The sequence below is a fragment of the Saccharopolyspora shandongensis genome (assembly GCF_900106995.1).
Taxonomy (GTDB): Bacteria; Actinomycetota; Actinomycetes; order Mycobacteriales; family Pseudonocardiaceae; genus Saccharopolyspora; species Saccharopolyspora shandongensis.
Window position 1 is genome coordinate 38,289 of the sequence record NZ_FNOK01000003.1, and the last position, 15,841, is coordinate 54,129.

The 15,841-nt window shown below is 70.5% G+C and carries 18 protein-coding genes; 8 read left to right on the forward strand and 10 right to left on the reverse strand.

The window, feature by feature from the left end:
- The first annotated feature begins 10 nt into the window (after positions 1 to 10).
- The gene (locus tag BLW84_RS48865) at positions 11 to 259 is read left to right on the forward strand and encodes a protein kinase domain-containing protein (protein ID WP_342743096.1); all 249 of its coding nucleotides are present in this window, start codon (positions 11 to 13) and stop codon (positions 257 to 259) included.
- The gene (locus BLW84_RS50115; RefSeq protein WP_342743097.1) at positions 237 to 440 is read left to right on the forward strand and encodes a hypothetical protein; all 204 of its coding nucleotides are present in this window, start codon (positions 237 to 239) and stop codon (positions 438 to 440) included. The genes BLW84_RS48865 and BLW84_RS50115 overlap by 23 nt, the downstream gene beginning before the upstream one ends.
- 72 nt (positions 441 to 512) lie before the next feature.
- Here the strand turns inward: BLW84_RS50115 and BLW84_RS47215 are convergent, their stop codons facing one another.
- The 7 genes from BLW84_RS47215 to BLW84_RS03570 form a co-directional block, all read right to left on the reverse strand.
- Positions 513 to 650, reverse strand: coding sequence for a hypothetical protein (locus BLW84_RS47215; protein WP_177226264.1), 138 nt, complete (start codon positions 648 to 650; stop codon positions 513 to 515).
- A 671-nt stretch (positions 651 to 1,321) separates the two neighbouring features.
- A complete protein-coding gene (locus BLW84_RS03545) occupies positions 1,322 to 1,747 on the reverse strand; it encodes a roadblock/LC7 domain-containing protein (protein WP_093261223.1) in 426 nt (141 codons plus the stop codon).
- 27 nt (positions 1,748 to 1,774) lie between these two features.
- Positions 1,775 to 3,847, reverse strand: a complete 2,073-nt coding sequence (locus tag BLW84_RS03550) for a sensor histidine kinase (RefSeq protein ID WP_093261698.1) — start codon at positions 3,845 to 3,847, stop codon at positions 1,775 to 1,777.
- A 205-nt stretch (positions 3,848 to 4,052) separates the two neighbouring features.
- Positions 4,053 to 4,790: a dipeptidase PepE gene (gene pepE, locus BLW84_RS03555; RefSeq protein WP_245760913.1), complete on the reverse strand. Its 738-nt coding sequence runs from the start codon at positions 4,788 to 4,790 to the stop codon at positions 4,053 to 4,055.
- Between the two features lie 54 nt (positions 4,791 to 4,844).
- Entirely contained in the window at positions 4,845 to 5,585 is a 741-nt protein-coding gene (locus tag BLW84_RS03560; protein WP_093261226.1) for an ESX secretion-associated protein EspG, read from the reverse strand.
- Positions 5,586 to 5,678: 93 nt separating this feature from the next.
- Entirely contained in the window at positions 5,679 to 6,068 is a 390-nt protein-coding gene (locus tag BLW84_RS03565; protein WP_093261702.1) for a phage holin family protein, read from the reverse strand.
- A 93-nt stretch (positions 6,069 to 6,161) separates the two neighbouring features.
- Entirely contained in the window at positions 6,162 to 7,127 is a 966-nt protein-coding gene (locus BLW84_RS03570; RefSeq protein WP_093261228.1) for a Ppx/GppA phosphatase family protein, read from the reverse strand.
- 249 nt (positions 7,128 to 7,376) lie between these two features.
- Here BLW84_RS03570 and BLW84_RS03575 point away from each other — a divergent pair, with 249 nt between their 5' ends.
- Complete coding sequence (locus BLW84_RS03575) at positions 7,377 to 8,423, forward strand: LLM class F420-dependent oxidoreductase (RefSeq protein WP_093261231.1); 1,047 nt, start codon at positions 7,377 to 7,379, stop codon at positions 8,421 to 8,423.
- 89 nt (positions 8,424 to 8,512) lie between these two features.
- Here BLW84_RS03575 and BLW84_RS03580 read toward each other — a convergent pair whose 3' ends face one another.
- Positions 8,513 to 9,373, reverse strand: a complete 861-nt coding sequence (locus tag BLW84_RS03580; protein WP_093261233.1) for an SCO6745 family protein — start codon at positions 9,371 to 9,373, stop codon at positions 8,513 to 8,515.
- Between the two features lie 72 nt (positions 9,374 to 9,445).
- On the opposite strand from BLW84_RS03580, the gene BLW84_RS03585 reads away from it, so the two are divergent.
- Positions 9,446 to 10,006, forward strand: a complete 561-nt coding sequence (locus BLW84_RS03585; protein WP_093261236.1) for a TetR/AcrR family transcriptional regulator — start codon at positions 9,446 to 9,448, stop codon at positions 10,004 to 10,006.
- An 85-nt stretch (positions 10,007 to 10,091) separates the two neighbouring features.
- On the opposite strand, the gene BLW84_RS03590 is transcribed toward BLW84_RS03585, so the two are convergent.
- A complete protein-coding gene (locus tag BLW84_RS03590) occupies positions 10,092 to 11,438 on the reverse strand; it encodes an MFS transporter (protein ID WP_093261238.1) in 1,347 nt (448 codons plus the stop codon).
- A gap of 241 nt (positions 11,439 to 11,679) precedes the next feature.
- On the opposite strand from BLW84_RS03590, the gene BLW84_RS03595 reads away from it, so the two are divergent.
- Positions 11,680 to 12,459: a cupin domain-containing protein gene (locus tag BLW84_RS03595; RefSeq protein WP_177226265.1), complete on the forward strand. Its 780-nt coding sequence runs from the start codon at positions 11,680 to 11,682 to the stop codon at positions 12,457 to 12,459.
- Here BLW84_RS03595 and BLW84_RS45990 read toward each other — a convergent pair.
- The gene (locus BLW84_RS45990; protein ID WP_143060854.1) at positions 12,407 to 12,799 is read right to left on the reverse strand and encodes a hypothetical protein; all 393 of its coding nucleotides are present in this window, start codon (positions 12,797 to 12,799) and stop codon (positions 12,407 to 12,409) included. The two genes, BLW84_RS03595 and BLW84_RS45990, sit on opposite strands and share 53 nt — an antisense overlap.
- Positions 12,800 to 13,214: 415 nt before the next feature.
- On the opposite strand from BLW84_RS45990, the gene BLW84_RS03600 reads away from it, so the two are divergent.
- The 3 genes from BLW84_RS03600 to BLW84_RS03610 all read left to right on the forward strand — a co-directional run bounded on the left by BLW84_RS03600 (position 13,215) and on the right by BLW84_RS03610 (position 15,640).
- Complete coding sequence (locus BLW84_RS03600; protein WP_093261242.1) at positions 13,215 to 13,637, forward strand: hypothetical protein; 423 nt, start codon at positions 13,215 to 13,217, stop codon at positions 13,635 to 13,637.
- 78 nt (positions 13,638 to 13,715) lie between these two features.
- A complete protein-coding gene (locus tag BLW84_RS03605; protein WP_093261244.1) occupies positions 13,716 to 14,630 on the forward strand; it encodes an ABC transporter ATP-binding protein in 915 nt (304 codons plus the stop codon).
- Positions 14,627 to 15,640, forward strand: a complete 1,014-nt coding sequence (locus BLW84_RS03610) for an ABC transporter permease (RefSeq protein WP_093261246.1) — start codon at positions 14,627 to 14,629, stop codon at positions 15,638 to 15,640. Before BLW84_RS03605 ends, BLW84_RS03610 begins: the two co-directional genes overlap by 4 nt.
- The last annotated feature ends 201 nt before the right edge of the window (positions 15,641 to 15,841 follow it).

Genomic DNA, 15,841 nt, shown 5'->3' on the forward strand with positions numbered 1-15,841 from the left:
CGCGGCGGCATTGGAGACCGCGCACCGGATCGGCATCGTGCACCGCGACGTCAAACCGGGCAACGTGCTGGTCGGCGAGCTCGGGGAGATCAAGCTGGGCGACTTCGGCATTGCCCGCAACGGTGTCGACCCCACCCTCACCCGCAGCGGCTATCTGATGGGTACACCCGCGTACCTCGCACCGGAGGTCGCCGGGGGCCCCGGCCACGCCGTCGGCGGATCTGTGGAGCCTCGGGATGACGCTGTTCGGCGCTGCTGAAGGACATCTGCCGTACGACAACAGCAATCCGCTGGTGGTCCTCAGCATGATCGTCAACGGGGAGGTACCGCGGCATCAGCAGACCGGGCCGGTCGGTGAGGCGATCAGAGTGGTGATCGACTTGGCGCCCGCGTACCAGGCCACAGCGGGTGGTGGCCGACAACGAGGTTCCGCACCGTGACCGGGCCTCGGGACTTTATGCGGCGAGGGCGTGTTGTTCACGCGTAGCCGACGTGTCGAGTGTGGACGCAAGTCAACGAACGTGGCCGCGGACGTCTTCCAGGAGCGCCTGCTGGAGTTCGTCAGTGTCGATGTCGAAACCGGCCAGCAGCGAGAGCATCAGGGGGTCGGCTTCCGCGAGCAGTGCGGCAACGGGGTGGTTGGTTCCCATGGTTCATGTAAATGCTGTTCGACTCGCACCGGGGGCACGAACGCACACCGGAGTGTGCGCGGCCTGCGTCATCGCGGTTGACGCTGGCCATAGGTTCGAGTCTGGGTGCGGTACAGCCTGCGATGGTTTGGCGGGAGCACGGCGGGGAGCAAATGGGGAGCAGCACTGTGCGTTGAACGGCTGTGAACGGACTTCAACTGACTTGAACGTACCCACACTGACCCACAGAAGTGTATTTTCGCAGGTCAGCGTGGTGTTTCGTGTTCCGTTCACACCGAAGAGGTCACTGGTTCGATCCCAGTATCGCCCACGCGTTCATAGGTGAACCCTGTCTGCCATTGGCAGACAGGGTTCACTTGTATTTTGCCGTGGGGGTCGAACCCCCACACCCCCACGATGCGGTGGCCCGTTTCATCGGCTCCTTGCGTCGGGAGCCGTTCCCGGCCTGGGTTTCCGACCAGCCCTTGCCCTCGGCCGCTTCGCATCAGCGTGGAGCGTGTTGGGCGGCTCGGCAGGCTTGGCAATGGGTTGGTTCGGTGGCTTCGTCTTCGGCCCTTCTGGGCCGGGTTCGTTTTGGTGCGCTCGGGTTGGTCTGCGTTGTGGGCGCTTCGGGTTTCGTGCAGCAGCGCTGGTTCTGTTCTTGTTGTGGCGGTTGGGGTTCGTGGGGTTTTTCAGGGCCTTTGTTGTTGGGTTGGGACTTCTGCTCTGGGGGCCGAGCTCAGGTAATTTCCCACCCTGGTCACCAGGAGGTCCATCTCGTAGGCGATCGTTCCCACGTCCGCTTCTTCTTCTCCCAGTATCGCTAGGCATGCTCCGGCTCCCGCCGCAGTTATGAAGACGAACGCGTGGTCCAGCTCCACCAGCGTTTGGCGCACTCCGCCGCCGCCGAAATGCCTTCCCGTTTCCTTCGCCAGGCTTTGGAACGTCGCCGCCATCGCCGCCAGGTGCTCGGCGTCCGCTGTGGACAGACCCGCCGAGCGGGCCATCAGCAGGCCGTCCGCCGAGAGCACCACTCCGTCACGGGCTCCCACCACCCGCGTCACCAGGTCGTCCAGCAGCCAGTTCAGCTCACCATCGGGGCCGATCCTGTCCGTCATCCGCGCATTTCCCCTTCGTCGGACCGGTCATTCCGGTTCCTCCGCTTGCCGCGCCTCGCGCGTGCCGCGTTGGAAAGCGGCCATGTTGCCACGGCTTCGCTCCGGCGAGTGCCCGGCACGCCCGGAATCGCCGTCACCCGACTCCGAATTGCGGGCATCCGGGCGAATTCTCGGCGGGGTCGGCAATCTCGGCTCGAGTTCCTCCCAATCCGCCGGGCGGGTGAAATCCATCCTGGTGTCGAACATCGGCTCGGTCGCCAGGATTTCGGTCGGCAGGAGAACCGTCGCCACCGTGCCGTTCCCAGTCGCCTCCTGCAGGACGACCTTGATGCCGCGGCGCGCGGCGAGCTGCGACACCACGAACAGCCCGAGCCGGGGATCGCCGCGCAACGTGATGTCCTCGAACCGCGGCGGCGTCGACAGCCGCACGTTGGCGTCGTCGCGGTCCGCCGGGCGCATTCCCAGCCCTTCGTCCTCGATCCGCACCAGCACACCGCGCCGCTCGTTGCTGCCGTACACCTGGACTTCCGAGCGCGGCGAGGAGAACGACGTGGCGTTGTCCATCAGCTCCGCCAGCAGGTGGATCACGTCGCCCACCGGAGCACCCACCAGCGAGACCTCGGGCATCGGGTGCATCCGGATCCGGTCGTAGAGCTCGGTTTCGGCCACGGCCGCACCCACCACGTCCGCCAGCCGCACCGGCTTTCGCCACTGCCGCCCCGGTTGCTCGCCCGCCAGGATGATCAGGTTCTCCGCGTTGCGGCGGGCTCGGGTGGCGAGGTGGTCGAGCCGCAGCAGCGCGTCCTGCCGCTGCGGGTGCTCCTCCCCTCTCGTCAACTCCTCGAGCACCTTGAACTGGCGGTGCACCAGCCCCTGGTTCCGGTGGGCGATGCCCAGAAAGACCTTGTTGATGCCGGACTTCGCCTGGTTCTCCCGCACCGCCGCGGCGACCGCGGTGTGGTGCGCGGTGTTGAATGCCTCCGCCACCTGCCCGATCTCGTCGTTGCCGTGTTCCAGCGGGGACAGCTCTTCCTCGACGTCGATCTGCTCGCCGCGCTTGAGCCCGGACATGATGTCGGGCAACCGCTTGCTGGCCAGCCGCAGCGTGTCGTCGCGCAGCTTCGCCAGCCTGGTCACCAGCGTCCGGTCGACCAGCCGCCGGGCGTTGCGCGCGGCGAGCACGATGCCGACCAGCACGGCCAGCAGCGCCGCGAGGCTGCCCACGATCACCTGGACGAACCGGTCGGTCCCGTTCTTCAGGCCGAGGTCGGACGTGGTCTTGGCCTGCTCGATGGCGATATCGACCAGGTCCTCGGCGACCGCGTTGGTGGACTGCCGCCACTCCTCCTCGTCAACGGCGAACTTCCCGCTGCGCTGCGGCGGATGCTCGACGAGCGCGTTCTCGAAGCCGACCAGGCGCTGCCAGTCCGGGCTGGCGATGAGTCGCCGGTACATGTCGATCGTGCTCGGTGCGGCGGCGGGCACCGCGCTTTCCAGCCTGGAGTGGTAGGCGCCGGCCAGGGCGGAGAAGGACAGGTGGTCCTCGGTGTTGAACTCACCGCCGACCAGCGCGGCACCACCCAGCGATGCGGCCTGGGACATCTGGTCGGCGGCGCGGAACACGTCGGTCGCCACCAGGGCGGCCTGGCTGACGGCCAGGTCCGGCGTCACCCGCGACTGGGTGTCGAACAGGTTGACGCCGGCGTCGAGCAGCCGGTTGTAGAAGCGGAATGTCTCGGCCTTCGACGAGTTCCCGGCATCCGCTCGGACGCGCTGCTGCGGCAGCTGGATCAGCAGAGCATCGAGGTCGCGCGCCCGGATCGCGATCCGCGACGGTGCCTCCTCGGCCAGCTGCCCTAGGTTGGCGCGCATCTCGCCGACGGCCCTGTCGGTCATCGCGCGTTGCGCGATCAGCGCGGCCGGGTCGATGTCCGGGCGGCTGAGCCGCTCCATCGCCAACTGGCGCTCCTTCTGCAGGGCCGCCAGGCTGTTCACCGCCGGGATCGAGGCGTTCTTCACCCCTACCGCGATCACCCTCGCGCTGTAACCGTCGTACACGGTCAGCGACGAGAATCCGAGCCAGAGGGCCAGCAGGATCACGCTCGGCACCACGCCGATGCGCGTCAGGCGGGCTCGGATCGTCCTGTAGTCACTACCCGAACTGCTCGTCCGCGTCACAGTGCTCCGCTATGTCGAACCCCCTGCGACCAGCCCGCTCCCGCACCAGCGCGGGCGGTCGCGCGGCCAAACACTAGCACAGGGTGATCATGAAAACACGGAAACGTTTCATCACCGTTGCCCGCGGTCAGGCGTCGTAGCGCGGTTCGGTGCGGAGCAGGAACGTGGCGTCGTCGCCGGGCCCGAGCTCGCGCGGCTCCGCGCCGCGGGTGAACAGCCGGGCGCCGGTGCTGCCGCCGAGCTCGGCGTGCTCGCCGCGGACCCGCAGCCAGGCGCCCTCCCGGAGGCCCAGCACGGGCACGTCGTTGTCCTCCAGGAACTCCGCGATCCGCTGCTCGCGGGTCTCGCCCATGTGCGTGCTGCCCGGGTCGGGGTCCAGGTAGTGCGGGTTGATCTGGAACGGCACCAGCCCGATCGCCTCGAACGACGACGGCTCGACGATCGGCATGTCGTTGCTGGTCCGCAGGCTGGGGCAGGCCATGTTGGTGCCCGCGCTCGCGCCCATGTACGGCGTGCCGCCGCGCACGGCCTCGCGAAGCGCGGTGACCAGGCCGAGCCGGTGCAGCGTGGACAGCAGGCGGAAGGTGTTCCCGCCCCCGATGAACACGGCCTCGGCCTCGCGCACCGCCGCCACCGGGTCGTCGGCCCGGTGGATGCCGTCGACGGTGATGCCCAGCGGCGCGACCGCGGCCTGCACCGTCGCCGCGTAGCCGTCGTGATCGCGCTTGGCGAACGGGACGAACAGCAGCCGCCCGCGACCGGCCAGCAGCTCGGTCACGGCAGGCATGGCGTGTTCGAGGAAACCCGTGCCGTGCTTCATCGAACTGGACAGCAGCAGCAACTCCACGTCGGCCTTCTTTCCCATCGGACAACTCCAGGCCAGGCTATCCCGACCCGACGGAATCCACAGTGGACAGGGTCAGCGGGGCAGGGGCTGGGTGCGCTCGCCGGTGCCCGCCCACAGGTCCTCGACGTACTGCTGGAGGGTCCTGCCGAGCAGGTAGGCGCCCGCCGGGGCGACCACGGTGAACGTGTCGTCCGGTGACTCCGGGATCACGGCGGAGCGGCCGGACGGCGCGTGGTGCACCTCGATCCCGAACGGGCCGTTGCGCACCGCGCCGGAGAGGACGCGCAAACCCACCGTCAGGCGGGCGGTCATCCCGTCCGCGCGCCGCAGCAGGTCGCCGATGGCGTGCGCGTCTTCCGGCGGCACGCGGCGGCGCTTGAGCTCGTAGGCCAGCCAGTCCACCTGGCGGTCTCCGCGCTGCTCGGCGTCGGCGCGCGCCTCGGCCAGCACGCGGGTCGGCACGGTGACCTCGCAGCCCTCGGCCGGTTCGCGGTCCGGCAGGCAACCCACCAGCGCCGGCCACGGCGCATCGGGGCGGACCTCCTTCGCGGTCACCGACCCGTCCTGCACCAGCACCCGCACCGCGTGTCCGTTGCCGACCGCCACGACGGCGCGCCGCTCGGCCTCACCGGGGACGTCGACCTGCGCGAATCCGAACACCGATGCGCGCGCCAGGTTCGCGGCCAGCTCGTCCCAGGGCCCGCCCGGCGGCTCGTCCGCGGTCTGCGGCCGCGCGATCAGGAACGCCGCGACCTCCGGCCCGACCGCGTGCTCGCGCAACAGGCCGCCGAACTCCCGCAGGCTGCATCGCATCGCCGGCTCCGTGGTCCATCAAGATCCCCTGTGGGCGGCAGGATATCCGGGGCGCTGCCCGCTTCGCGGCGTTTTGGCCGGGATCGACAGGTGTCAGCGTTCTTCGACTTGGGGTCGGGTGCGGCGCACGATGCCGGCTAGGGCGCTGCTGACGATCGTGACGATCAGCGCGCCCCAGAACGCCGACCAGAAGCCGTCGACGTGGAACGGCAGCCGCAGCTCGCCGGCCAGGTAGCTGGTCAGCCAGAACAGCAGCGCGTTGACCACCAGGCCGAACAGCCCGAGCGTCAGCAGGTAGAGCAGGCAGCCCAGCGTCTTCGCGACCGGCTTGAGCACCACGTTGATGATGCCGAAGATCACCGACACCGCCAGCAGCGTGAGGACCTTCGCCGTGGTGTCCTCGCCCTCCAGCGTGATGCCGGGCAGCGCGGTGGTGATCCACACCGCGACCATGGTGATCAGGATGTACAGCAGCGTTGCCACGACGCGCCCCTCCCTGCCGGCTTCCGCCACGAACATCATCGACGCTACCGGTGTCCGGGCGTCGCGCGCTCGCGCGGCGTTGTGATCTCCGGTTCAGTTGAAGAGGGTCGCCATCAGCCGGAGGGCGTCGCCGTCGGTGTCGTCGTGCGCCTCGGCGAACCGGAAGACGAGACCTTCGCGCAGGCCCCAGGGGCAGATCTCCAGCTCGTCCACGCCGATGGTGCGCAGGATCAGCTCGGCGACGATGGCCCCGGCCAGGATGCGGCGGGCGCGGCTGCGCGACACGCCGGGCAGCGCCGCCCGCTGCTTCTGGTCCAGCTCCGCGAGCCGCGGGATCCAGGGGCGCAACTTGGCGCGGAGCAGCCGGTCGGGGTGGCGGGCCATCCTGCCCGGCGAGCTCTCGGTGAGCACGGCCAGCTGCCGCAGCACCTTGGACAGCGCCACCGGATGTCCGAGGTCGCGGTCGGAGAAGGTGCGCAGCGAGCCGGGGATGGTGCCGCGGACCGCCGCGACCAGCTCGTCGACCTGCTGCGGCAGCGGCGGATCGTCCGGCAGGTACTGCCTGGTCAGCCGGGCCGCGCCGAACGGCAGGGAGACCACGTCGGCGGGTTCGCCACCGGTGCCGGTGGCCACGTCGATGGTGCCGCCGCCGATGTCCACCATGGTCAGGACGGTGCCGCAGCGGCCGTGCCAGCGGCGGGCGGCGTGGTAGGTGACGGCGGCCTCGTCGCGCGGGCTGAGCACGCCGATGCGCACGCCCGCCGCCTCGCTCAGCCGCTGCCGCAGCTCCGCGCCGTTGACCGCGTCGCGCACCGCCGAGGTCCCGTACGCGATCAGCGCGTCGGGCTTCTCGTCGATGGCCGCGTTCACGCAGTGCCGCACCGCCCGCACCGCGTGCTCGACGCCGAGCTCGGTGACCAGACCGTCCGCGCCGGTGTGCTCGGCGAGCCTGGTCCGGGCCTTCACGCTCCAGTCGGCGCGCGGCATCCGGGACCGATCGAGGTCGACGATCTCCAGGCGCGCAGCAGAGGACCCGATGTCCAGCAGAGCCAATTTCATGCCGCGACCGCCCGACCACGCGGCTCGTGGCGCGGCGTGGTGGAGGTAATCGGCGGCATGGTCCCATTGTCGGGGTCATTTCGACCGAAAATCCCGCTACACCAAGGTTTTATTGAGAGTTGTGTCACATTCCCGGGGTCGGGCGCCGTCTCCCGGCGCGACTTACTCGGCGGTAGCCTCTGGGCTACCTCGGCGGCGTGGCCGACGCCCCGGCCTCGCCGCTCGCCACAGACCGGAAGGGTTCGGCCAATGCGCATCGGGATGCCGCTGAACTACAGCGGAGGGTTCAAGGAAACCGTCGACGACCTGGCCACCTACGAGAAGGCCGGACTGGACATCGTGTACGTCCCGGAGGCGTACTCGTTCGACGCGGTCAGCCAGATGGGCTTCATCGCCGCCCGCACCGAACGCCTGGAGATCGCCTCCGGCATCCTGCAGATCTACACCCGCACGCCGACGCTGACCGCGATGACCGCGGCGGGCCTGGACTTCGTCTCCGACGGCCGGTTCACCCTGGGCATCGGCGCGTCCGGGCCGCAGGTCATCGAGGGCTTCCACGGGGTGCCGTACCACGCGCCGCTGGGCCGGACCCGCGAGATCGTCGACATCTGCCGCCAGGTCTGGCGCCGCGAGAAGGTCCAGCACGAGGGCAAGCACTACCGCATCCCGCTGCCCGCCGACCAGGGCACCGGGCTGGGCAAGCCGCTGAAGATCATCAACCACCCGGTGCGCGACCGGATCCCGATCATGATCGCCGCGATCGGCCCGAAGAACGTCGAGCTGGTCGCCGAGATCGCCGAAGCCTGGCAGCCGATCTTCTACCTGCCGGAGCGGGCGGCCGAGGTGTGGGGCGAGCCGCTGGCGGCGGGCAAGGCCAAGCGCGACGCGTCGCTGCCGCCGCTGGACGTGGTCGCCCAGGCGCCGCTGGCCATCGGCGAGGGGCTCGACGACCTGCTGGACTTCGCGCGGCCGCACGTGGCGCTCTACGTCGGCGGGATGGGCGCGAAGGGCAAGAACTTCTACAACAACCTGGCCCGCCGCTACGGCTTCGAGGCCGAGGCTGAGCTGATCCAGGACCTCTACCTCAGCGGCAAGAAGGAGGAGGCCGCCGCGGCGGTGCCCCGCGAGCTGCTGGAGAAGACCTCGCTGGTCGGCACCGTGAGCCACGTCAAGGAGCGGCTGGCGGCGCTGAAGGAATCGGGCGTCACGACCCTCAACGTGACGCCGCTGGCGGGCGACGCGGTCGGCCGGGCCAAGCTCATCGAGCAGGTCAAGCAGCTCGCCACCGACGCCTGATCGAGGTTCCGCCTCCGGCGTGTCGGGGTCTGACACGCCGGAGGACCGCAGTTTCCATTGAAATTGCGGGAAGATCGGTAGCTCGCGCCTCAGGCGAACTGCATTCCGACTCCCAGCGTGCTGCGGGCGGGTAGCAGGCCGGAGCCGATGGCCTTGCCGAAGACCGGCTCGACGAGTTCGGCCAGCGCTCCCGCGCTCGCCTCCCCCAGCTCTCGCCAGGGGCCGGCGGCCAGCTCGTCGGTCCGGCGTTCCACCTCCGCGCGCAGCCGGCGCCCGCTCTCGGTCGCCGCCCCCTCGGCGTCCACCAGGCCGCGGGAGAGCAGGCGTTCCCGCGCGGCGGACCACTGCTCGTCGCTCCAGCCGCGGCTGGCGAACACCTCGGCGGGCGCCGCGCCCACCGAGGCGAACGAGACCAGCGCCTCGACCGGATCCAGCCCGGCGTTCAGCAGCGCCGAGACGTGGCCGTCGCCCCGGTGTTCCCGCAAGATCGTCGCGGCCTGCCACAGCACGAGGTGCGGCTCGTCCGGCCAGGGCAGCCCCGCGTTCGCCGCCGCCAGCGGTCGGCCCGCGGTGTCGACGGCCTCCGCCGCGCGCCGGGCCAGCTTCGCGGCCTCGGCCACCGGAACGCCGTCGAGCAGCCGCCGGAAGGTCCGGTCCATCGCGCTCGCGCGCGCCGCGAGGACCCGCTCCGGCGAGGCGATCTCCCAGGCCGCGGGCACGTGCTCGCGGACCAGCTGCGGATCGAAGCTGTAGAACGCCGCGGCCACCAGTTCCGCGCCGGCGGCGCCGAGCGGCGCGGAACGCCAGGCGAAGTAGCTCGGCCAGCGCTCGTCGATCCGGTAGCCGAGCTCTTCCGCCTGCTCGAACGCCTCGGGCGCGTAGTAGAGCAGTGCGTGCACGGGCTCCAGCAACCACCACATCCGCCTTGCCAGGCCCAGTTCGTCAGCCATGACCCCTCCCCAATCTTGTCGCTGACAAGATTGACCCTGCCAGCCTCATCTTGTCAATGGCAAGATGTATGCATGAGCACGGAGCGGCCCTACCACCACGGAGATCTCCGCCAGGCCCTGCTGAACACGGCGGTCGAGATGATCGCCGAGCACGGCCCGGCGCAGCTGAGCCTCCGGGACCTGGCCCGGCGCGCCGGCGTTTCGCACGCCGCGCCGCGGCACCACTTCAAGGACAAGGCCGGGCTGTTCACCGCGCTGGCCGCGCAGGGCTACCGGCTGCTCGCGGAGGCCTTGGCCGACGACCTGACGCTGATCGAGCTGGGCGCCCGCTACGTCGGCTTCGCGGTGTCGCACCCGTGCCACTTCGACGTGATGCACCAGCCGGACCGGTGCCACCCCGACGATCCCGACCTGCTCGCCGCGAAGGCCCAGGCCTGGGACGCCCTGCGGGCGGGCCTGCCCGCGGCGCTCGACGACGCCGGAGCCGACCGGGCCGCACTCGCGGCGTGGTCCATCGCGCACGGCTTCGCGACGCTCCGCCTGACCGGCAACCTCCCGGCGGCGGCGCGCGACCGGGATCCCGCCGAGGCGTTCCGCGAGATCGCCGGGCTCCTCGACGTCGCCCCCGACTGAGGCGTTTCCGCAGGCGAAAAGCCCGTGAGCACGTTGGGGCGCCACAGCAACCCAACGCGCTCACGGGGCCCGACCAGGCCGAAACCTAGGCTTCCGCCACCGCTTCGCGGGCGTGCTGGGGCTCTGCCGAACCGGCCTTGTTGGTCTCGCGCAGCAGCAGCACCGAACCGAGCGTGCACAGGCCCATCAGCAGCAGGTACACCGACACCGACGCGGAGCTGCCGGTGGCCGCCAGCAGGGCGGTCATGATGAACGGCGTGCCGCCGCTGACCAGGATCGCGGCCAACTGGTAGGCCAGCGACGCGCCCGAGTAGCGGACGCGCGGCGCGAACAGCTCGCTCAGGTACGCCGCCAGCGGCCCGTAGGTCAGGCTCGACCCGATGCTGCCCACCGTCGCCGCGATCGCCACCCCGGCGATCGACGCGGTGTCGACCAGCCAGAAGAACGGGAACGCCCACACCGCCAGCAGGACCGCGCCGGCCACGATCAGCGGGCGCCTGCCCCAGCGGTCCGACAGCGCGCCGCTGACGAAGATCACGACGATGCCGACCGCGGACGACACCAGCGTCACCGCCAGCAGCGACTGGCGCGGCATGCCCAGCTCGCGGGTGCCGTAGTCGAGCAGGCCCGAGATGCTGATGTAGAAGATCGAGTTGGTGGCGAAAAGCAGTCCCGCACCCAGCAGCACGGTCCGCTTGCTGGAGCGCAGCACCTCCATCAGCGGCGCCTTGACGACCTCGGCGTCCGCCTTCTCCTTGCGCTCCTTCAGCTCCTGGAACACCGGGGTGTCCTCGATCTTCATCTGGATGTACAGCACGACCGGCGCCAGCACCGCGCTGGCCAGGAACGGGATCCGCCAGCCCCACGCCTGGAACGCCTCGGGGCTCAGCGCCGCGCCGACGGCGAGGAACGTGATGTTGCCGAGGATCACGCCGAACGGCACGCCCATCTGCCCGAAGGTGCCCGCCATCCCGCGCCGGCCGCGGCCGGCGTTCTCGGTGAGCAGCAGGACGATGCCGCCCCACTGCCCGCCGACCGCGATGCCCTGCAGGAACCGCAGCGTCACCAGCAGGATCGGCGCGAACACGCCGATGGAGGCCGCGCCCGGCAGCACGCCGATCAGGAACGTCGCCGTGCCCATCATGATCAGGCAGGTCACCACCGCCGGCTTGCGGCCGATCTTGTCTCCGAGGTGCCCGAAGATCAGGCCGCCGACGGGCCGGGCGATGAAACCCGCCCAGAACGTCGCGAAGGACAGCAGGACGCCGATCAGCGGGCTGGCGCCGGGGAAGAACAGGTGACCGAAGACCAGGGCCGCGGCCGTCGCGTAGATGAAGAAGTCGTACCACTCGATGGAGCTGGCGATCAGCGCCGCGATCATCAGCTTCTTGGGGGTCCTGTTGGCGTGCGTCGTCGGGTCACTCGCAGTCATCGACAGACTCCCTTGGCTTGGTGACTGGAGACCAAGATCACTTTCAGACCGACCGGTTGGTACGACTGTGATGTGCGTCTCTGCTCTCGTCAAGACCGAATTCACATCCAGACCGAAGCCGTCTCAGTGCCCCATTTGCGCGTTCGGCTGGTCACGACGGAGCAACTCGTCCGGGCTCCCCCGCACCAGGACGGGCGGTACTCGATCGCGTCGGGCGGTTCGAGCAGGAGAGACTGTCGGCGTGACTGGATCGACGCTGCTGCACCTGCTGCCGCTGAAAACCTTCCACGCCGACCGGGACTCCCCCGTCAGATCCGCCAGCCTCGAGACCGAGGGCTTCGTGCACTGCTCGCCGGACGAGCGCACCGTGCTCGCGGTGGCGAACACCCTGTACCGCGAAACGACCGAACCGATGGTGGCGCTGGAACTGGACCCGGCGAAGCTGTCGGCGCCGGTGCGCTGGGAGGAACCGATCCCGGCGCCCCCGGCGGGCACGCCGTCGGATGCGCTGTTCCCGCACGTCTACGGGCCGCTGGAGCGGGAGGCGGTGATCGGCGTCCGCTACGCCCGGCGCGACGCGGCGGGCCGCTACCTAAGCTTGGAGACGCGCAGCCGGACCGCCGAGGAGTTCGACCTGCTGCCGCACCCGGAGGGCGGCTGGTACCGGCAGACCTGGGCCGGGCCGGTCCGGATCGAGCACAACGGCGGCACGCGGTCGAGCGCGACGATGATCTACTTCCTGCTGCCGCCCGGCCAGCTGTCCGCCTGGCACACGGTCGCCTCCGACGAGCTGTGGCTGTGGCACCGGGGCGGGCCGTTGACCCTCAGCCTGGGCGGCGACGGGCCGCGCCCGGTCGACGAACCGGAGCGGTTGGTGCTCGGCGCGGGCGCCGGCCAGGCGCCGCAGGCCGTGGTCCCGGCCGGGACCTGGCAGTGCGCACAGGCCGCCGCGACGGCCGAGACACTGGTCAGCTGCGTTGTTTCGCCAGGATTCGACTTCGCCGACTTCCGCGTCCTGTAGGCCGGTCGAAGGAGTGCCGGGGTCCGGGGCGGCGCATCGCGCCGGGACCGCCGGCAGGTGCCGCGTCCCGGCCGCGGACCGCCTCGGCCGGCGTCCGGAGCATCGCGAGGACCACGGCGGCGAGGGCGTTGCGCCGGGGTCGCCCGCCCGGCACCGCTCGCTGCCGGTACTCGGCGACGAGCCTGCCGGTCTCGCGATGTCGGCCGCGCGCGGTTTCGCGGCGCGGCACGCCGGAACCGAGCATCTTGCGCTCCACCCAGGACATCGCGATCAGCATGCCGATGATCGCTCCGATGCCGATCGAGGCAGCCCATGTGAACCCTGCCAGCGAATTGATCACCGGCACCACCCCCCACGCCGCAGCGGGCCACCGGTTCCAGCGACGTTGCCGTCGATGCGAAACGGCACCGCACCAATGCCGTTTTCGCTGTGGCCCTTGGAGATTCACCGTAATTCGGGACTTTCATGACCGCCGGGCGTGAACCGCCCCACTCGCCCGAACAGGTGAAAAGTGATCAGGTTCGCCGGGGCACCGGACGGCGGGCCCGACGTGATCGGCCGGACAGTCCTTGATCGGGCAAAACGCGTGGAACCGGAGCTACCATCGAAAACGGTCCGGCCACCGCCGGCACCCGGCGCGCGAGAAGGCTCGGCGCCGGGCAACCCGCCGCGATCGGCGCGCGTGTTCCACAGCGGCCCGCTGTTCGCACCGGGATCGTCTGCGGGCCGCGATTATCAGGGGAGGTAATCGGGTCGTGAGGGGTTACACCGTCCACCTGCTGTTCCATCTGCTGGCGATCGCGGCCGGTGCCGCGTGCGGCATAGCGGGCGGGCTGTGGTGGTTCGGCGGCGACCCGAGCGGCCTGTGGCTGGGGATCGGCGCGCTCGCCGTCGGCGTCATCGTGCTGATCCTGGAATCCCTCTACATCAGCGCCGACCAGCCGGCCGCGCCGCCGCGGCAGCCGTCGCGACCGCCGCTGGAGTCGCGGCCGCGGATCCCGCTGCCGCCCCGCGAGCGCACCCGGCCCGATCTCGAACCCGTGGCGGCCCCGCCGTCGGACACGCTGCTCCAGCCCTCGATGGACGCCGCCAAGTCCGTCGATCAGGAGACCAAGACCTCGGCTCTCGACGCGCTCGACGAGAAGTGGAGCGACGACCGGTCGACCCGCCAGGTCTGATCCGCGACCGACCGCACGCAACCTGAACGCACTCCGCCGCGTCCTACGGACGCAAGATCCACAACCAGGAGTGCCACGATGGCTACGCAGGACCACGCAGTCCTAGCCAGGGACGTGCGACGCAGATTCGGCCCGGTGGAAGCCGTGCGCGGGCTGGACCTCGACGTTCCCTACGGCGAGGTGACCGCGCTCGTCGGACCGAACGGCGCGGGCAAGACGACGTTGTTGTTGATGCTGGCCACCCTGCTGGCGCCCGACTCGGGCGAGCTGCGGGTGGCCGGCCTGGACCCGGTGGCGGATCCGCTGGCGGTGCGCCGCCGGCTCGGCTGGATGCCGGACGCCTTCGGCGTGTACGACCAGTTGACCGCCCGCGAATACCTGGACTTCTTCGCGGCGGCCTACCGCCTCCCGGCCGCCGACACGCGGACCCGGATGGCCGAGCTGCTCGAACTGGTGCACCTGGCGGAGTTCGCCGACCAACCGGTGCACGTGCTCTCGCGCGGGCAGAAGCAGCGCCTCGCGGTCGCCCGCGCGCTCGTGCACCGGCCGTCGGTGCTGCTGCTCGACGAGCCCGCGTCGGGCCTCGATCCGCGTTCCCGCGTCGAGCTCCGCGACCTGCTGCGCGCCCAGGCGGCGGAAGGCACCGCGGTGCTGGTGTCCAGCCACATCCTCAGCGAGCTGTCCGAGGTCGCGGACCGGGTCGTGTTCGTCAACGGCGGCCGGACCGCCGGCCAGCACCGGATGGACGAGCTCGATCACCGCGCGGTGTGGCGGGTGCGCGCGCTCTCCGGCGACCTGGTCGCCGCGTTGGAACGGCACGGGATCGAGCACGCCGCCCACGCCGCCGGGGCCGACGTGCAGGTGGCTTCCGAGCAGGCCGCGGCGGAACTGCTCGCGCGGCTGGTCGCCGACGGCGTGCAGGTGTCGAGCTTCGCCCCGACCGGCAACCACCTGGAATCCGCCTACCTGGCCTACACCGAGGAGCGCCGATGACCTTGAGCGGCATCAAGATCGTGGCCAAGCAGGAGTTCCGGGTGCGGCTGCGCACCGGCCGGTGGCGGTGGCTGCTGGCCGCGTGGTTCGTCGTCGTCGCGGACTTCGCCGCCCTGCTCAGGTACTCGCTGGCGGTCGTGCGCGAGGACTCCGACATCGCCGCCGGGAACACCGGCATCCCGCTGTTCGGCGGCGTGATGCTGTTCGTGCTCGCGCTGGCGCTGCTGGTGGCGCCGGCGCTGACGGCGCAGTCGATCAACGGCGACCGCGAGCGCGGCACCCTCGCCACGGTGCAGGCGACGCCGCTGTCTGCGTGGGAGATCACGCTGGGCAAGTTCGCGGCCGCCTGGATCACCGGGCTGGTCTTCCTCGGGCTGACGCTGCCGTTCGTCGTGTGGGCGTTGTTCGAGGGCGGCGTCGGGCCGTTGCGCGCGCTCGCGGTGCTCGCGGTCGTCGCGCTGCTGATCGGCGTGATCTGCGCGATGGCGCAGGGCCTTTCGGCGCTGTTCGCGCGCGGGATCACCTCGACGCTGATGTCCTACCTGCTGGTGTTCGCCCTGACCGTGGGCACGGTGATCGTCTTCGGCCTGTCCCTGTCGTTGACGATGCACGAGAAGACGTACACGCCGACCAGTGAGGCAGCCTCCTACGGCGGCGAGCCCTACACCTATCAAGCGCCGCAGCCGCAGTACGTCTGGTGGCTGATGGCGCCGAACCCGTTCGTCGTGCTCGGCGACGCCGCCCCCGCCCCGCCGAGCCGGATCAACCCGCGCACCGGCGAGGAAGAGCCGATCATCGAGATGGATCCGCTGAGCACCATCGGGCTGATGGCGCGCAGCATGCGGGCGGACCAGGACAACTACGACAAGGACGCATTGGCGGCGAGCCCGGCCGTGTGGCCCTACGGGCTCGGGTTCAACGTGCTGCTCGGGGCCGGTGCGCTGTGGCTGAGCGCGAACCGGCTGCGCACGCCGGTTCGCGGGCTCACCCGCGGCGTGCGGATCGCCTGACGCCGCGGATCCGCTGAGCCGCTCCCCGGCTCAGCGGATCGGCAGCAGCACGCCGTGCTCGGATTTGGCGCGGGCGCCGGATCCGGCGCCCGCGCCGCCGCCCTGATCACGGCCGCCTCACGATGAGTCGACACATCTTGCCGAGAGTGACCTGAGACACAATCCTGTCCTCAGGTACGCCGATGTGGCGCGAGCGGGCCG